Source organism: Bacteroidota bacterium (genome assembly GCA_018698135.1).
In the GTDB taxonomy this organism is placed as follows: domain Bacteria; phylum Bacteroidota; class Bacteroidia; order CAILMK01; family JAAYUY01; genus JABINZ01.
The window spans coordinates 1-16,561 of record JABINZ010000080.1 but is presented as its reverse complement, the minus strand read 5'-3'; the positions used below and the strand labels follow the sequence as shown (position 1 = coordinate 16,561).

18 protein-coding genes are annotated in these 16,561 nt (G+C 35.4%); 5 read left to right on the top strand and 13 right to left on the bottom strand.

The features are described from left to right. Window positions 1-48 precede the first annotated feature (48 nt). The gene (locus tag HOG71_04795; GenBank protein MBT5990149.1) at window positions 49-543 is read right to left on the bottom strand and encodes a histidine phosphatase family protein; all 495 of its coding nucleotides are present in this window, start codon (window positions 541-543) and stop codon (window positions 49-51) included. A gap of 127 nt (window positions 544-670) precedes the next feature. Then, window positions 671-1,690 (bottom strand): 6-phosphofructokinase, encoded by a 1,020-nt coding sequence (locus tag HOG71_04790; protein ID MBT5990148.1) that lies wholly within the window; start codon window positions 1,688-1,690, stop codon window positions 671-673. Window positions 1,691-1,806: 116 nt separating this feature from the next. Between HOG71_04790 and HOG71_04785 the strand changes: the two genes are divergently transcribed. Further along, a complete protein-coding gene (locus HOG71_04785; GenBank protein MBT5990147.1) occupies window positions 1,807-2,655 on the top strand; it encodes an SDR family oxidoreductase in 849 nt (282 codons plus the stop codon). A 2-nt stretch (window positions 2,656-2,657) separates the two neighbouring features. Here the strand turns inward: HOG71_04785 and HOG71_04780 are convergent, their stop codons facing one another. The 9 genes from HOG71_04780 to HOG71_04740 form a co-directional block, all read right to left on the bottom strand. Next, window positions 2,658-2,957 carry a hypothetical protein gene (locus HOG71_04780; GenBank protein MBT5990146.1) on the bottom strand — a complete coding sequence of 100 codons (300 nt, stop codon included), beginning with the start codon at window positions 2,955-2,957 and terminating at the stop codon, window positions 2,658-2,660. Window positions 2,958-3,295: 338 nt separating this feature from the next. Then, window positions 3,296-3,631 carry an MGMT family protein gene (locus HOG71_04775; protein MBT5990145.1) on the bottom strand — a complete coding sequence of 112 codons (336 nt, stop codon included), beginning with the start codon at window positions 3,629-3,631 and terminating at the stop codon, window positions 3,296-3,298. A 133-nt stretch (window positions 3,632-3,764) separates the two neighbouring features. Then, the gene (locus HOG71_04770; protein ID MBT5990144.1) at window positions 3,765-4,790 is read right to left on the bottom strand and encodes a radical SAM protein; all 1,026 of its coding nucleotides are present in this window, start codon (window positions 4,788-4,790) and stop codon (window positions 3,765-3,767) included. Between the two features lie 216 nt (window positions 4,791-5,006). Beyond that, on the bottom strand, window positions 5,007-5,567 hold the full coding sequence (locus HOG71_04765) for an NUDIX hydrolase (protein ID MBT5990143.1): 561 nt from the start codon (window positions 5,565-5,567) through the stop codon (window positions 5,007-5,009). A 36-nt stretch (window positions 5,568-5,603) separates the two neighbouring features. Continuing rightward, window positions 5,604-5,951 carry a 50S ribosomal protein L20 gene (gene rplT / locus HOG71_04760; protein ID MBT5990142.1) on the bottom strand — a complete coding sequence of 116 codons (348 nt, stop codon included), beginning with the start codon at window positions 5,949-5,951 and terminating at the stop codon, window positions 5,604-5,606. Window positions 5,952-5,979: 28 nt separating this feature from the next. Next, entirely contained in the window at window positions 5,980-6,174 is a 195-nt protein-coding gene (gene rpmI, locus HOG71_04755) for a 50S ribosomal protein L35 (protein MBT5990141.1), read from the bottom strand. Between the two features lie 3 nt (window positions 6,175-6,177). Continuing rightward, window positions 6,178-6,672 (bottom strand): translation initiation factor IF-3, encoded by a 495-nt coding sequence (locus HOG71_04750; GenBank protein ID MBT5990140.1) that lies wholly within the window; start codon window positions 6,670-6,672, stop codon window positions 6,178-6,180. A 74-nt stretch (window positions 6,673-6,746) separates the two neighbouring features. After that, on the bottom strand, window positions 6,747-8,669 hold the full coding sequence (gene thrS, locus HOG71_04745; GenBank protein MBT5990139.1) for a threonine--tRNA ligase: 1,923 nt from the start codon (window positions 8,667-8,669) through the stop codon (window positions 6,747-6,749). Between the two features lie 44 nt (window positions 8,670-8,713). Beyond that, entirely contained in the window at window positions 8,714-9,742 is a 1,029-nt protein-coding gene (locus HOG71_04740) for a tetratricopeptide repeat protein (GenBank protein ID MBT5990138.1), read from the bottom strand. Window positions 9,743-9,894: 152 nt separating this feature from the next. Here HOG71_04740 and HOG71_04735 point away from each other — a divergent pair, with 152 nt between their 5' ends. Further along, window positions 9,895-10,509 (top strand): exosortase/archaeosortase family protein, encoded by a 615-nt coding sequence (locus tag HOG71_04735; protein ID MBT5990137.1) that lies wholly within the window; start codon window positions 9,895-9,897, stop codon window positions 10,507-10,509. Here the strand turns inward: HOG71_04735 and HOG71_04730 are convergent. Next, window positions 10,490-12,118 (bottom strand): hypothetical protein, encoded by a 1,629-nt coding sequence (locus HOG71_04730; GenBank protein MBT5990136.1) that lies wholly within the window; start codon window positions 12,116-12,118, stop codon window positions 10,490-10,492. The two genes, HOG71_04735 and HOG71_04730, sit on opposite strands and share 20 nt — an antisense overlap. A 173-nt stretch (window positions 12,119-12,291) precedes the next feature. Between HOG71_04730 and HOG71_04725 the strand changes: the two genes are divergently transcribed. Next, complete coding sequence (locus HOG71_04725; GenBank protein ID MBT5990135.1) at window positions 12,292-12,459, top strand: 4Fe-4S binding protein; 168 nt, start codon at window positions 12,292-12,294, stop codon at window positions 12,457-12,459. Window positions 12,460-12,561: 102 nt separating this feature from the next. Next, window positions 12,562-13,278 (top strand): dipeptidase PepE, encoded by a 717-nt coding sequence (gene pepE, locus HOG71_04720; protein ID MBT5990134.1) that lies wholly within the window; start codon window positions 12,562-12,564, stop codon window positions 13,276-13,278. A 63-nt stretch (window positions 13,279-13,341) separates the two neighbouring features. On the opposite strand, the gene HOG71_04715 is transcribed toward pepE, so the two are convergent. Continuing rightward, a complete protein-coding gene (locus tag HOG71_04715) occupies window positions 13,342-15,486 on the bottom strand; it encodes a T9SS type A sorting domain-containing protein (GenBank protein ID MBT5990133.1) in 2,145 nt (714 codons plus the stop codon). A gap of 319 nt (window positions 15,487-15,805) precedes the next feature. Here HOG71_04715 and HOG71_04710 point away from each other — a divergent pair. Next, window positions 15,806-16,561, top strand: a 756-nt coding sequence (locus tag HOG71_04710; GenBank protein MBT5990132.1) for an alanine--tRNA ligase, incomplete at its 3' end; no start/stop codon positions are given.

Below are 16,561 nucleotides of genomic sequence, written 5' to 3'. Positions count from 1 at the left end.
AAATGTTCCTTGATATTGTGAAGATCTGCAGTCTTTTGCTTGATTCTCTTATTGCTTCTTTGGGTATTCAAAAAAAACAACAAGCCCTGATTTTTTCTTTATTTTCTTCCAGTCATCTATCTTGAAATCAATTCCCACAGCCCCGGAAGTTGGCAGAAAATCATTGAAAGTACCACTCAAATCATAGGCTAAATCTGCCAAAGTTGGGTTATGCCCAAATAGAAAAACAGTATTTGATTCTTGAGCTGTTTCGACCAATAAATCCTTCAAGTCATTCACATCAAAATGATCATATATAAAATCTATTAATAGAATTTTTTCTTTAGGAAAACCAAAAACTTCAGCATAATGCAAACTACTTTGAAATGCACGGGCTGCTGAGCTTGTAATGATCAAATCAGGTATTGCTTGAAGCGATTTCAATTTTTCAGCAATGATTGGTGCTTCCAACTGTCCTCTTTTTGCCAGCTTTCTATCGAAGTCACGCATACCAAACTTTTGTTCTTCAGCTTTCGAATGTCTAATTATTATCAATCTTTTCATCAGTCAAAATTTGTATTTCAAAGGTCATATGAAGATCAGATATAGTCATTTCCTTGTGCCTGCACACCTAAGTGTTTCGGCACACAGTTGTGTGAGAAATTTTTACTCATGCTCGTTTCATATTCACTTATTTGTCTCCAAAACAGGTATCCATTTTTCGGGCTCCTTTAATCATAGGATAATCAATTGGAACCAATTTTTTCTTACCACCAACCTCCGATAGTGGAACCGCATGCATTTTATTTCCCCTAATGGCTATCATATTTCCGAAATTGCCTTGTGAAATAAGCAGTGTGGCAAAATTTCCAAAACGTGTGGCTAATATGCGATCGGCAGCTGAAGGAGTTCCTCCTCGCTGAATATAGCCTAAAATAGTTTGTCTCGACTCATAGCCCGTATTTTTCGATATTAAATCTGAAATATATTGTGCTGCAGATTTTTTATTTGGTCGTGGAATGCCTTCGGCCACAACTACGATTGAGTAACGCTTTTTGTTACGAACTCTTTTTTCAATATAGCGAAGAATATATTCTTCCTTAAAAGCTATTTCCGGGATTAAAATAACATCACCTCCGCCTGCCACACCAGCATATAGGCTCAGCCAACCAGCATTATGCCCCATCAATTCAATAACCATAATTCGCTTATGCGAATTGGCGGTTGTGTGTAATCTGTCAATAGCTTCAGTAGCTATTCCCAAGGCGGAATCAAAACCAAAAGTTTGATCGGTTCCTTCTATATCGTTATCTATTGTTTTCGGAATGCCAATAATATTTAATCCTTCTTGTGCCAACAGATTTGCCGTTGTTTGTGTTCCATTTCCACCAATACACACTAAACAATCGAGTCCGAGCTCATGGTAGTTCTTTTTGATCATATCAGGTTTATTGATTGATTTATCCATTCCAAGGTTTTGTTTGAATGGTTTTTCACGAGATGTGCCCAAAATCGTTCCACCTAAGGTTAATATCCCTGACAAATGGTCTTCTTTTAATTCCTGATACTCCTTATTAATAATTCCCGTAAAGCCGGATGAGAAACCTATTACCTCCATTTTATGTTCAACAATAGCCGACTTGCCTACACCTCGTATAGCTGCATTAATACCCGGACAATCTCCACCAGCAGTTAAAATTCCTATTCGCATTTTATTATTAATTTCATTTCTCTTAAACGGATTAACTGCAAAATACAAAATACCATATAATAATTGGCACTCACTTTGACAATAGTTGATGAAATTAACAAGTAGATAATTACAATATGAAAAATAAAAGGATTTTAATTACTGGCTCAACTTCAGGAATTGGTAGGGCAAGTGCCAAAGAATTAGCAAAAATGGGAGCAAATATTGTTCTCGTATCACGCAATGAAGAAAAGCTAAAAACACAAGTTGAAGAGTTGAAAAAAGCTACAAATAATGAGTCAATAGACTATATTCAAGGAGATCTTTCATCTTTAGCTGATATTAGGAAAGTTGCAGAAATATACAGAAACAGATATACTGAGCTTGATGTTTTGCTTAATAACGCTGGATTAATTGTACCTGATCACAGAACAACTACTGATGGATATGAATATACTTTCGCACTGAATCATTTAGGTTATTTTCTTCTAACAGGCCTTTTATTGGATCTACTTAAAAAAAGTTCAACTGCTCGTATTGTCAGTGTTAGCTCGTCAGCACATAAAGCTGGCAAAATCAATTTCAATGATATCAATTTTGAAAAAGGTTACAATTCATTTGCTGCCTATTCACAATCAAAACTAGCCAATGTGCTTTTTACCTATGAACTTGCTGAAAAGTTGAAAAATACCAATATAACAGTAAATTGCTTGCATCCGGGCGTGGTAAATACAAATTTTGGAAATGACTACAAAGGAGGATTAAAGCTCATTATGTCGATGCTTAAACCTTTGCTAATAACTGCCGACAAAGGAGCCGAAACCTCAATATTTCTTGCATCATCACCAAAAGTTGATGGTATTAGTGGGCAGTTTTTTGCCAAGAAACGAGCTTCAAAATCATCCAGTTTATCACATGATAAAACAATAGCAAAAAAACTTTGGGAACTAAGTGAAAAAATGTGTGATTTTAAGTATTCTTTCTAAACTTACATAATTCCACGACCACTCATTAATAGTGCGCTAAATACAATGATGATTACCAAAAGATAGTGAATAGCAATTCGCTTATGCTTTTCTGTATCGTCTTTTAGTCTTTTCACCATAATTCTTGTTATTGTAATCAAAACAACAGCAATAAGCATAATCAATACATGCCATATCGTCCAATAACTAATTATTTTGTTTGATAATGCCTCTTTCTGAAAAATAACAAAAGGGCTAATAAAATAAAGAATCAGGCCTGCCAGAAATTGCAAATGAAAAGTTATAGTAGTTATCAAATTCATGATATTATCGAACTTGGAAAATTTTGATGCTCTTAGCCAAGAAACAAAAGACCATATCAAGGAGAAGAACAAAAAAAGAATTACCAAGTATCTAAATCCTGAATGTGACTGAAGAAATATATTATACATATCATTTTTATTTGGGATTTGACTAACTCAAATATACATGAATTTTTTTCGTTTAAAATTACCTACAGACAAATGAAAAAAAATCATGTAAAAGCGTTACGCTTCCGACTGAGAATATAAATTTATGTTTTTAAAGGAGAAATTTAACGCCATTCTACTTATTTGGAAAATTATATAGCTTTAGCTTAAACAATAACCAGTGCGAGCAATCATTTCAGCTCATTTAACGGAATCCATAGCAATTCCCTAAAATTTACTATTTGATCTTCTTTCACTTCAATGCCCTCACTTTTCAGTAATCTTTCCATCATGTCCAAAGTTTGAAAATGATGTTTACCCGTTAACATTCCCTTTCGATTGACAACCCGATGAGCAGGAACAGGGGGCTCTTGTCCATGCGCAGCATTCATGGCCCAGCCGACCATTCTAGCAGCTCCCTTAGCTCCAATGAATTCAGCAATATGGCCATAAGTAGTAACCTTGCCTTGTGGAACTAGACTAACTACTTCATACACTTTGTCAAAAAAGGATTGGTCTGCTTTCATGAAAAATTTCAATTCTCAATAGTCAAATCTCAAATAAATCACAATTTTTAAAAATCCAATACTGAAATCCATTTGGTGATTGTTATTTGGTCTTTATTTGTTTTTTGAACATTGTTTTTTGGTGCTTAACAATCTATATCCAAATCTTCGTTCCCTCCACACAATTCTGGCAAATATCAATTTGTTTTCTATTCGTTAAAATACTTCCTCTGAATAATTTCAAATCCTCACTTTCCCAAACATCCTTGAAGCTTTCAGATTTCAAATCACCTACTTTGTATGTGGCATCTTTATCGAAACAACATGGAACCATATGTCCATCCCAAGTAATAACGCTGCTTTGCCAGGATCGCCAGCAATGGTTATAATACTTGTTCTTAATCTCATAGCTACCATCTTTTCGTTTCTTATAGCGGCTGTATTTTACATTATCAGGAATGATATTTTTGCTGTTTTCAAAATCGTATACCTGTGCTGTTTTCAATGCCAAATGATCAACCCCAATATCTTTTGCCAGCTTTTGAATATCCTCAATTTGATGCTCATTATCTTTAAAAACAATAAACTGAAGAAGGACCAAAGGATTTTTGGCTTTTAATTCTTTTTTTGTCCTCATCATCATTTCAAGTCCTTCAATAACTTTGGCCAAATTGCCATCTTTCCTGTATTTTTCATACACATCCTGTGTGGTTCCGTCTACTGAAACAATCAAACGCGACAAACCAGAATCAACTGCTTTTTTACAATTTGCTTCGGTAAAATAATGTCCATTGGTAGATGTTGTGGTATACATTTTCTTTTTTGAGGCATAAGCAACAAACTCAAAAAAGGCAGGATTCATAAAGGGCTCTCCCTGAAAATAGAGAGTAAGATATGAGGTGAATTTATAAATCTGATCGATTGTTTTCTGAAAGAAGGGCATTGATAGATTACCATTTCTTCTTGTTAGTATTTTCAAACCTGTTGGACATTCGGTACAACCCAGATTACATAAATTGGTGGGTTCGATGGATATACTCATTGGCATTCCCCAATGCACAGGCTTTCGTATGAGTCGTGACAGATAAAATGAGCTTAAAACTTTCAGTCCATTCCAGATTCTTTTCAAGGTAATTGTCCTTAAAAAGTTCTTTGCATCCTGAATTTTATAAACGATCATATTCTATCCGATTTGAGAGAAGGAAGCGTGAACAAAAATAGGGAAAAGAGTTGGGATGAATTTGTCTAAAGGGAATTAACATCCTGAAAAATATCAATGGTTTAAGCTTGCAACTTAAATGCAATTACTAACAAAGCCTTAAATGTAAAAATTTGGGGCTGAAGGTTCATAATTCGGATTAAGTCGCAGACTTAATCCAGAGGGAGAGATGGGTGACTATTTTTTGAGATGAAACCTCAAAATAGCTAACATAGTTTTTGCATCAACGATTTGTCCATTATTCACCATATCTAGTGCTTCATCAACAGGGATTTCAATCACTTCAAGGAATTCTTTTTCACTTAGCAGTCCACCACCTTTTTCAATTTTATCAGTATTTTTTACTTCAGCATAAAAAAGATGCATTTTTTCATTCAACATGCCGGGGCTTGGAAAAAAAGTATAGAGTAATTCAGGATTTTCAATTTTGTAACCTGTTTCTTCCAGTGTTTCCCGAACCATCGTTTCCATAGGTTCTTCTCCGGGCTCTAAAACACCCGCAGGAATTTCCACTATAAATCCGTCTTCTCCTTTGGTATAAACAGGAGCTCTGAATTGCTTGATTAAAACAAATGAATTGGTATCTGAATTAAAGAGTAGTATGGCTGCCGCTTCTGGGCGAGTAACCACAAATCGGGTTATGTCAGTGTTTTGTTCTTCTAAATGAAAATCAAATTCATCGACACCTACAAACTTGGTAAAAAGATTTTTCCTCGATTTGAGTTTAACATTCTTCATAAATGAAGAAAAAAATAAGGACCGAAGTCCTTATCCTTACTTGTTAACTTGTTTCACAATCGCATCGAATGCTTCGGGATTGTTCATGGCTAAATCAGCCAGTACTTTCCTGTCTATTTCGATTTCATTCTGATTCAATAAATGAATGAATCTGGAATAGGATAATCCATGAGGACGCACAGCGGCATTAATACGCTGAATCCAAATTGCGCGAAAGGTTCTCTTTTTATTCTTGCGATCACGGTATGCATACTGCAATCCTTTTTCAACCGCATTTTTAGCAACTGTATAGACATTTTTCCGTCTTCCAAAATATCCTTTTGCTTGTTTTATTATCTTTTTCCTACGCTTCCTGGAAGCAACAGAATTGACTGATCTTGGCATTTTTAATTATTTATTGATTACAGAAAACTTATTTGGCTAAACAGGCTTTGATGTTTTTTGTATCAGCATCACTAACCAATGTTGATTTGCCCAACCTTTTTTTCTGTACGTGTTCTTTTTTAGTTAAAATATGGCTTTTATAAGCATGTTTTCTCTTAATCTTACCGGATGCGGTTAATTTAAACCTTTTCTTGGCACCGGATTTAGTCTTCATTTTTGGCATTGCTTATTTTGTTTTTAGCGGATTTAACATAACTATCATTCTTTTCCCTTCCATTTTGGGCAGCTGGTCTACTTTACCAACTTCTTCAAGCTCTTTAATAAACTTCAGAAGCAGAATTTCACCTCTTTCTTTGTACACGATGGTACGCCCTTTGAAATGGACATAAGCCTTAATCTTGGCTCCCTCTTCCAGAAATTTTCTTGCGTGGTTCAATTTAAATTGGAAATCATGTTCATCCGTATTAGGTCCGAACCTGATTTCTTTTAAAACTGTTTTGGCACTTTTAGTTTTGATTTCCTTCTGTTTCTTCTTTTGCTCATAAATGAACTTGCTAAAGTCAATTATTTTGCAAACAGGAACTTCTCCTTTCCCAAAAATCTCCACTAAATCCAATTCCAACTCAATTGCTTTTGCAAGTGCTTCTTCTTTGGTAAAAATACCTTCCTCAACATTTGCACCTACAACTCTCACCCTTGGCGCTCGGATTTCAGAATTAATTCTGTAATTATCCTCAAGCCTTCTTGGTGCTGAATATCTGGGTCTGTAATTGGTAGCTATATTAACCTCCTTTTTTACTTTAGTTCTTCAGAAATACTATTTATAAAATCGTCCAGTTTAAACTGGCCTAAATCTCCTGATTTTCTTTTTCTTACGGAAACCAAACCCTCTGTTTCCTCCCTCTCTCCAACGATAAGCATGTAAGGGATCTTGCTCAGCTCGGCATCGCGAATTTTACGCCCAATCTTCTCATTGCTATCGTCAATGGAGGTGCGAATTTCGTAATTATCCAGTGATTTCCAAATATTTTTCGCATAATTAATATATTTGTCACTGATAGGCAGTATGATAGCCTGCTTTGGTGCAAGCCATAATGGAAAATCGCCTGCGGTATGCTCTATTAATAAACCAATAAAGCGTTCCATGCTACCAAATGGTGCACGATGAATCATCACAGGTCTGTGCTTCTGATTATCTTCTCCAATGTATGTTAAATCAAATCGCTCTGGTAAGTTATAATCAACTTGCACAGTACCCAGTTGCCACTGTCTTCCTAAGGCATCTTTTACCATGAAGTCGAGCTTTGGACCATAAAATGCTGCTTCTCCAATTTCGGTAACAGCATTTAATCCTTTTTCTTCAACTGCTTCAATAATGGCGCGTTCTGATTTTTCCCATACTTCGTCAGTACCAATATATTTTTCTTTATTCTCAGGATCTCTTAATGAAATCTGAGCTGTAAACTCCTCAAAGCCTAATTTCCTGAATAAGAGTTCAATAATGTCGACTACATCAAGGAATTCTTCTTTTAACTGATCGGGTGTACAGAAAATATGTGCATCATCTTGTGTAAACCCTCTGGCGCGAACCAAACCATTCAACTCACCTGATTGCTCATAGCGATACACATTTCCAAACTCAGCAATTTTCAAAGGAAGTTCCTTATAAGAATGTGGCCTGTTTTTATATACTTCGCAATGATGAGGACAGTTCATTGGCTTAAGCATATACTCCTCACCTTCACTAGGGGTTTTAATTGGCTGGAAAGAATCTTTGCCATATTTGGCATAATGGCCTGATGTAACATACAACTCCTTTTTTCCAATAACCGGAGCAATTACTTGCACATAACCTCTTTTCCTTTGCTCTTTTTTAAGAAAGTCAATTAATTTTTCGCGAATAATTACACCATTCGGAAGCCAAATTGGAAGTCCAGCACCCACTTTGTCTGAAGTCATGAAAATTTCAAGCTCACGCCCTACTTTCCGATGATCGCGTTTCTGTGCTTCTTCAAGCATAACCAAATGCTCTTCAAGCATTTTTTGCTTTGGGAAGGTAATTCCATAAATCCGGGTAAGTTGCTTTCTGCTTTCATCGCCTCTCCAATAGGCTCCTGCAATAGAAAATAATTTTACTGCCTTAATATAGGAGGTGTTTGGTAAGTGTGGGCCTTTGCATAAGTCAACAAAGTTGCCATGTTTATAAAGCGTAATATCGCCATCTTCCAGATCCGAAATTAGCTCTTGTTTATATTCGTCATCTTTCTTAGAAAACAGGCTTAATGCATCATTTTTACTAATATCTTCGCGAACATATGAACTTTTTTCGCTTTGCAATTCTTTCATTTTTCGCTCAAGCTTTTCCAAATCAGCTTGGGTAATTTCCTTTTCGCCTGAGTCTACATCATAATAGAAACCATTTTCGATTGGAGGTCCAATTCCAAATTTAGTACCTGGAAATACTGACTCAATAGCCTCTGCCATTAGGTGTGCAGATGAATGCCAAAACACCATTTTACCAGCAGGATCATCCCATTTGAGTATCGATATCTTAGAATCTTCCTGAATTGGCCTGGTTAAATCCCAAATATCATTATTGACTTTAACACCCAAAGCTTCTTTTGCTAATCGGGGTGAAATGGACATGGCAATATCGTATCCGCTAACTCCTTGGTCAAATTCTTTTATCGATCCATCTGGAAATGTAATGTTCATAATTCTTTAAAAATAGGTGAATTTACAAGGCTGCAAATTTAGTGTTATTATCTCAATTTATTTAATTCAATTTGAGCAAGTTCGTCCTCAGGCTCAAGACTTAGCACTTTTTCAAAATTTTCCTTAGCCAATTCTTGCTTACCAATTTCTTTGTAACACAATCCTATTCCATAATAAGCTGCACTATAGTTAGGATTTGCAAACGAAGCGGTGCTGAAAAATTGAATAGCTAACTCAAAGTTTCCCATCAAATAATTGATATAGCCTAAATTGTAATTTGCACTTTTATGATCTGGATATATCTTTAAAATCGACTCATAATCGATAATTGCCAACTCAAATTGAGCCATATCCTGGTAATATTTCCCTCTATTATAAAGCACTTGCATGTTTTGTGGTTCAATTCTAAGTGCGTTTTCGAAATAAAGCAAGGCTCTTTTATCTAAATCAAGTGCATACAAATAGCCCAAATCAATATAGCCATTCAAATAATCAGGATCCACATCAACTGCCGTTTTCAAATTTGATATGGCACGAACAGTATCATTCATTTGCAAATAGTACAGTGCTTTATTTGAAAATATTTCGGGGTTGTATTTATTAATTTTCAATGCTTCATTTAAATATCCGATGGCAATTTTCGGTTCAGCCCTGTATAGATAGATTTTGCCGAGTTGTAAAAAGGCATACTCATGGGAAGGATTAAGAGCTGTACTGGCTAAATAGGCATCAATTGCTCCTTGCACATTGGTCACCTGAAAATAAATGTCTCCAAGAAAATTCTGATATTCTACAATTTCTGACTCTAACTCGACTGCTTTTTCCATATCAGCAATGGCTAGCATGACCTTTTCATTTTTCAGATATACTTTTGCACGTTTATAGTAGAGATCATCATTATCTGGATTCTTCAAAATCTGTTCAGTAAAGGCCAAAACAAGGCTATCAACTGTTGATTCATCAGCAGTTTCAATATCTATAATTTGCTCTTTATCATTCGCTTTATTATTGCAACCTCCATTAATGATTAAAGCAAAAGCAAGCAGTGCACTGATTAATAAGAATGTTTTACGCATGAAAAAGTATCTTTTTAAGAAACAAAGTTAAGCATGAAGCAATTATCAGACACTTAATGTTTGCAATTCTACATCAATCACCAGATATTTAGCAATTACTTATCTTTGCAAGCTTTAAGAAAAAATTTAAAAGAAGATTTTCAGCCTTATTGATGCTTGCTAAATTAGATTTCAAATATTATCAATTACTCAAAAAATTCAAACTTGAGAGTTTTAAGGACATTAGCTACTTTGTCCTTATCATACTGGTTATGCATGTTCTTTGGAGAGTTTGGAAGCATCAGTTTGATTTCCATATTTTTGGATACGATGTGTTGAGCCCGACTCATGAATGGTTAACCCACCAGGTGAGAATTCAAAGTGCCTGGTTTTTAAATAATATTTTAAAAATCAATACGGAAATTGACGGACAGCTTTTCATTTTTTCCCCTTATTCAAGAATGGGGGTAACCCCAGGTTGTTCAGGTTTAAAACAGTTTTATCAGTATTTTGGAATCATTGCATTATTTTATGGAACATGGAAAAAGAAGCTTTGGTTTATTCCATTGGGACTCATCACCATTCATTTAATAAATCTATTCCGGATTATTTTCCTTGCTGTTATTGTGATTTACAAATTAGAATGGTTTAATGTAATGCACGATTGGGTGGTAAGACCATTGTTTTATATTGCTATGTTTTTATTTTGGGTTTGGTGGGTTGAAAAAATTGCCAAACGCCCAAACGATTATTACGATCATCTTGATTTTAAAAAGGAAGCTGTTTAGTACAATTTACATCCTTCTGCCAAATTGGAATTTTGAATTTATTCTTTTCAATCTTATTTACTTCTTGATAATACTCAGCCGGATATCCAACTGATTGAATTCCATCATCCTTCACATAACCATCATTGTATTTCGTAACCAGTTCGAATGCTAAGCCAAGCCAACGTGCATGTGCAAATCCTGCCTGTTTATTTGAATATCTTGTTAAATATCTACTAACTTTCCTGGCACTTTTATCTTTCAACTTTGCTTCGATTACCAATTGATTATGCATAAGATAAGATTCCATTTCAGTTTGCACAGCCTGAATGTCCTTAATCATATATGCATATTTAATATTCGCATAATTTGAAACTAAATTGAATACCCACCAGGCCGATTCCAGAGAAAAAGCATTAATATCTCCATTGGCAAATGGACCTTTCACCTTATTCATACATGCATAATGTGGAACATAACAGGTAAAATAAGTGTCATCAACTCCAAACCATATGAGGCCTCCAATTTCGTTTGGCAAAAACGATCGGGCTTGAGCAATAAAAGAAAAAGCAGTATTAGACGTTGAGATTGGCCTTTCCCATGAATACTTTAGGCTATCAATTTCCCAACCCAAAGGTCTCCAACGATTTGGATTCCCAAAAGGACCTGCATCAATTCCTTTAGTCATATCAAAGGGGGTTCCTTCATAATGATCACGTAATAAATCAATAATATTCTGCAGGCTAAGTTTTTCGTCAGGTTTGATCCATAATGGATAGCGGTTTGCCCCATAAACACCTCTATGGTAATCGCTTGACAATTCCAAAGAAGGTGAAATGCGTCTGAATAAACTCCATACACGGCTTTCACAATATTTTAATCGTTCAGGATTTGTTGGATTATAAATTTCGTTAAAACAAAATGGATTTCCAGCATTCGCATCGTACCAACCTTTTTCTATGGCATATGAAAATACATTATCGGAATACAAACAATTTTCAGGATCATTTAAAGGGAATTCTCCAATACGAGCCATATTCGCATGAGCACATATATATCCATCCGGAATTCTGCAGGCAACCCATATGGCCCCTTCACCTCCATTGCCGGTACCAACCATTTCTAAAAGCCAGGCTTCATTGGGATCAATAATGGAAAAAGATTCCCCTTCGCTTCCGTATCCATATTCTTCTACTATTGATGTTATTACAAGAACGGCTTCTCTTGCTGATTTTGCTCTTTCCAATGCTAATTGCATCAAATGCCAATACTCCAGATACTTTGAATGATTCCACAGCTCCTCTCTTCCTGTAAAAGTTGTTTCACCAATTGAAACCTGAAATTCATTCATTTGAAAGCCGAGCACAGCATAGGTATTGGGCAATTGCTTAATTTTTCCTTTTACATTATTCCTACCACTATTGAATTCTATTGAATCCCGTTTCCCATGTTTTTTTGCTTTGGTTTTGCTCAGTTTATAAAGCCATTCTCCATCATTTGTATAGGCCATAAATACAGAACCATCTTTTGTAGCACCTTTCGTAACAATCAGATTTGTGCATGCAAAAGATTGATAAAATGTTGTTACACTTAGGATAAACAGAAAAATAATTTTTCTAAGAATACTCATAATTTGTCGGTTTAGACTTGCTACGAACTTAAATAATTAATTCTAAAATAAATTTATAGATGCCTTCTGATAATAAGAACTATTATGATTTTAAGCTTTTCTTTGAATATTCAACATATTTGCTTTTAATTTGCCCTGTTTTAAAAAACCAAATAATACTTAAAATTTGTAATATGGCTTATGTAATTAACGATGAGTGCACTGCATGCGGCACTTGTATTGATGAATGTCCTGTTGAAGCTATCACTGAAGGTGATATCTATGTAATTGATGCAGAACTTTGCACTGATTGTGGTGCTTGTGCTGATGTATGTCCAGTTGAAGCAATTTCTCCTGAATAAGAACTCATTATTACAATATTCAAGACAATAATATTAAAATCCGCATTTTACATGCGGATTTTTTATTTTTATAGCTTTAAAAATCAATTCAATTAAAACGATATGAGACTTTTATTATTAAGCAACTCCACAATTCCTGGATTAGGATATTTAGAATATGCTAAAGATTACCTGAAAGATTTTTATGGAACATCCGTAAAAAGAGTCGCTTTTGTCCCTTTTGCTGGTGTTACAGTTAATTGGGATGACTATGAAGCAAAAGTTCAATCTGTTTATGAAGAACTTGGATATGAGGTCTTTTCGTTGCATAAAGAAGACGATCCAATAGCAGCATTGGATACTGCTGATGCGATTGCCGTAGGTGGTGGAAACACATTTAAGCTATTTCATGATATGCACGAAACCGGTTTGATGCGTGCTGTTCGTAAAAAAGTTTTAGACGGAATGCCTTTTAGTGGATGGAGCGCAGGTTCAAATATTTCTTGCCCAACTTTATGCACGACCAACGATATGCCAATTATTTTGCCAAAAAACTTCAACGGATTGAATCTTATTCCGTTTCAAATAAATCCTCATTATTTAGATAAAAATCCTGAAGGACATGGTGGTGAAACCCGTGAAGATCGAATTAATGAGTTTATGGAAATTAATCGGGATAAAATTGTTGTTGGACTAAGAGAAGGAACAATTCTTCGTGTTGAAGGAGACAAAATGAGTCTTTTGGGTGACCGAAATGCACGCATTTTTCAATATGGAAAAGAGGCTTATGAACTTACAAACAAAGATGATTTTAGCTTCTTGTTGAAAGAGTACAACTAATTAATTGAAAGAGGGCTAAGTAGTAACCAGCTACTTAACCCTCTTTTTAATAATACCCTAACTTTACTTTAAACTAACTTTCTTTGTAATTTTTTCTTGATCATTTTCTACACTAATCAGGTAAATTCCAGCTGCCAGATTCACATGAAGATTTTGCACATTATCATCTGAAAACTGCATTACTCGTATTTTCTCTCCTGCTAAATTATATACTGTCATCAGACCTGTTTTCATCGCTGGATTTTTTACAAAAATTGATGATGAAACGGCATAAACGTCTAGCTGAGATTGAAAATCTTCACTCGGATTTACTTGAGCTTTTTTCTTAAAATGAAGTATAAACCTATCGTTAAACTTTCCACCTTCTGTGGTAAAAGTATATTTAGGATAGCTTAATAAATCAATGAATTCACCACTCTTTTTATCTTCCAGAAATACACGAACATCATCTCCGAAGTTCGTAAACTCAAATCGTTCAAAATTGTATTCACCACTTGCTGCAGCATAATATCCTAGTGCTATTTGAACATCTTCTTGCATATAAGGCAAGGCTTGAATAATCAATTCATAGTCTTTCATAATAGTGTATAAGGACAGATATGGATTGCCTTGCATTTTCACACCATCGTAATACTGATCAAAGCCTTTTGTTGCATCGTTGATAAATGAAACCAGAATTTCATTTTGATTGCCGGCCTGATCACTCAGATCAAGTCTAAAGCTTTGTACTTCTGACTTAGGTATAAAAAATTGAGTTGTATTTGTTTGTCTCATGGAATTGGTAAACGATACATTTGTGCTGCTTATACCAGACTTTACCTGCACAAAAAATCCCTGACCAACTGCAATTTTACCGTCAGGAGCAGTTGATTGTCCTCCACCACTTGCTCCAACACCACCAGCAGCCGTATAAGTTCCATAATCAGCTGTTGTGAATCCTGAACCTGCGGTTCCATCATCAGCCCACAAATAAAGTGTTCCTGTTAAATCGGAATTAGCACTTAAAAAACTACTTGCACTAATCGCTGAAGGATAAGGATTCCCAAGAATATTCCAACCGTCAGGGGAAGGGGAAGCTGAGCTTCCAGAATTTGTTCGTGTAGCAGTTACGCTTATGTTGCCAGAATTAAAATTCCCACTAAGAGTGTCTGTTGCATTTGTTGTATGATAAACAGCATAACCGCGCCCATTTGTTAATGTACCAGATGAGGTTGAAACAGCTGTCCATCCATAATTTCTATTTGTATCGCTATTAGTTTCGTCATATGCATAGATCGTAGATCCAGCAAAAGCTGAAGTAGAAACATTATTGATTGGTGAAGAAATATAATGATAGGCTCCAGAAGTCAAATACCTTTCAACCTTAATCGTTCCATTATTTGTGAGACTACCATTGTCAATTAATGAGCCTGTTCCGCTTGCATCAGATTTTAAAATAATCGTACCAGTATTGGTTACATTGCCATTTATAGTCAACGAACTAAGTGGGTGTATTACAAGGCTTGCACTTGATTCAATTAAGAGATCATTACATACTGCATTGGATGAGATAATAGGAACTGTAGATCCAGCATTTATTTTCACCAGCGAAGAGCTTGTTGGCACCGAACCTGAAGCCCAATTTGTAGATGTTTCCCAGGAATTTTCATTACCTGTTGTTCCACCAACCCAACTTTGACCGTAATAGGTTATCCCTGCAACGGGAGTTATACCATAAACTGTTCCTGTATTATAAACATCTGCCGTAACAGACCCTGCTCCTGTAATATTACCACATGTAAGTGTTCCGCCAACTTCAATGTTTCCATTACATGTAATGTTATTGTTGTTCACATCTAAATCACCACTTAGTATGATTTCACCACTTGCATTTACCGTAAATAAAATTCCTACATTTTTTAAATCAATGGTTTTTATGCTCATCGTGCCATCCACTTTCAATGAACCATTATTCCAAAACTGTAAAACATAATTTCCTTGTAACACACCAGCAGAAGTAATTTCTAAAAACTTCACATCTTCATTACTTGTTAGTGTAACAGTATGTCTAATGACCACTTCATCTGTTTTATTTGGGACACCACTTGGATTCCAGGTAGACGAACTCCCCCAATTTCCATCCGTCTTTGAATAGTAAGTGGCCGATGTTACCGAAAAGGTAACTGCTAATAGGAGTAATAGGGATAAAACTGTGTTTTTGCTTCTCATAAAATTTTCTTAACCAATTTTTGAACATAAGAATTCTTCCTCAAGCCTTGCTACAGGCTGAGCTTTTAAACTTCAATTACTAATCAGGTAATTATTTGTATTCTTATATACAGCCAGCTAAAAAAAAGTTACTACTACTTTTTTATAAGTGTTGTATCGTACTGTTTATCAGTTTAATCCGTGTGCAAATTTATTTTCATTTTTTTTGACTTTCATTCAAAATTATTTTTTCCATGTCAAGATTTGTCAATTTGTTTATCATAAGTATTCCGCATTTTTTCCGCATTTTTGTAGCATTATTAAATCTATTAGCAGCAGCATGAACAACAAGGAAATACGACAAACATTTTTTGATTTTTTTGAAAAAAAACAACACAAAATAGTTGGCTCGGCCCCAATGGTGGTAAAAAACGACCCAACATTGATGTTCACAAATGCAGGAATGAATCAATTCAAAGATTATTTCCTTGGAAATGCGGACCCTACAAGCCCCCGAATTGCAGATACACAAAAGTGCTTAAGAGTTTCAGGCAAGCATAATGACCTGGAAGAAGTTGGACACGACACCTACCACCATACAATGTTTGAAATGCTGGGCAATTGGAGTTTTGGCGATTACTTCAAGCAAAATGCAATAGAATGGGCATGGGAACTATTAACCGATGTTTATAAAATTGATAAAGAAAGGCTGTATGCTTCCTACTTTGGTGGCGACAAAACAGAAGGCTTGGAGCCAGATAATGAAGCCTTGGATTTATGGAAAAAGCTGCTTCCTGAAGAAAGAATTCTGCCCGGATCTAAAAAAGATAATTTCTGGGAAATGGGTGACATTGGTCCTTGTGGACCTTGCTCTGAAATACACGTAGACTTAAGAAGTACTGAGGAGAGAGGAAAAGTTTCAGGTAGAGATTTGGTTAATATGGATCATCCATTGGTGATTGAAATCTGGAATCTGGTTTTTATTCAATTCAATAGGATGTCAGATGGAAATCTGATAAACCTTCCTGCCAAACATGTTGACACAGGCATGGGTTTCGAGCGTCTTTGTATGACTTTGCAAGGAGTCACCTCAAAT

What these genes read in the sequence shown, in the direction of transcription:
- HOG71_04795 (MBT5990149.1), bottom strand. Translation starts at nt 543, where the DNA reads ATGAAAAGATTGATAATAATTAGACATTCGAAAGCTGAAGAACAAAAG.
- HOG71_04790 (MBT5990148.1), bottom strand. Translation starts at nt 1,690, where the DNA reads ATGCGAATAGGAATTTTAACTGCTGGTGGAGATTGTCCGGGTATTAAT.
- HOG71_04785 (MBT5990147.1), top strand. Translation starts at nt 1,807, where the DNA reads ATGAAAAATAAAAGGATTTTAATTACTGGCTCAACTTCAGGAATTGGT.
- HOG71_04780 (MBT5990146.1), bottom strand. Translation starts at nt 2,957, where the DNA reads ATGAATTTGATAACTACTATAACTTTTCATTTGCAATTTCTGGCAGGC.
- HOG71_04775 (MBT5990145.1), bottom strand. Translation starts at nt 3,631, where the DNA reads ATGAAAGCAGACCAATCCTTTTTTGACAAAGTGTATGAAGTAGTTAGT.
- HOG71_04770 (MBT5990144.1), bottom strand. Translation starts at nt 4,790, where the DNA reads ATGATCGTTTATAAAATTCAGGATGCAAAGAACTTTTTAAGGACAATT.
- HOG71_04765 (MBT5990143.1), bottom strand. Translation starts at nt 5,567, where the DNA reads ATGAAGAATGTTAAACTCAAATCGAGGAAAAATCTTTTTACCAAGTTT.
- rplT (MBT5990142.1), bottom strand. Translation starts at nt 5,951, where the DNA reads ATGCCAAGATCAGTCAATTCTGTTGCTTCCAGGAAGCGTAGGAAAAAG.
- rpmI (MBT5990141.1), bottom strand. Translation starts at nt 6,174, where the DNA reads ATGCCAAAAATGAAGACTAAATCCGGTGCCAAGAAAAGGTTTAAATTA.
- HOG71_04740 (MBT5990138.1), bottom strand. Translation starts at nt 9,742, where the DNA reads ATGCGTAAAACATTCTTATTAATCAGTGCACTGCTTGCTTTTGCTTTA.
- HOG71_04735 (MBT5990137.1), top strand. Translation starts at nt 9,895, where the DNA reads ATGCTTGCTAAATTAGATTTCAAATATTATCAATTACTCAAAAAATTC.
- HOG71_04730 (MBT5990136.1), bottom strand. Translation starts at nt 12,118, where the DNA reads ATGAGTATTCTTAGAAAAATTATTTTTCTGTTTATCCTAAGTGTAACA.
- HOG71_04725 (MBT5990135.1), top strand. Translation starts at nt 12,292, where the DNA reads ATGGCTTATGTAATTAACGATGAGTGCACTGCATGCGGCACTTGTATT.
- pepE (MBT5990134.1), top strand. Translation starts at nt 12,562, where the DNA reads ATGAGACTTTTATTATTAAGCAACTCCACAATTCCTGGATTAGGATAT.
- HOG71_04715 (MBT5990133.1), bottom strand. Translation starts at nt 15,486, where the DNA reads ATGAGAAGCAAAAACACAGTTTTATCCCTATTACTCCTATTAGCAGTT.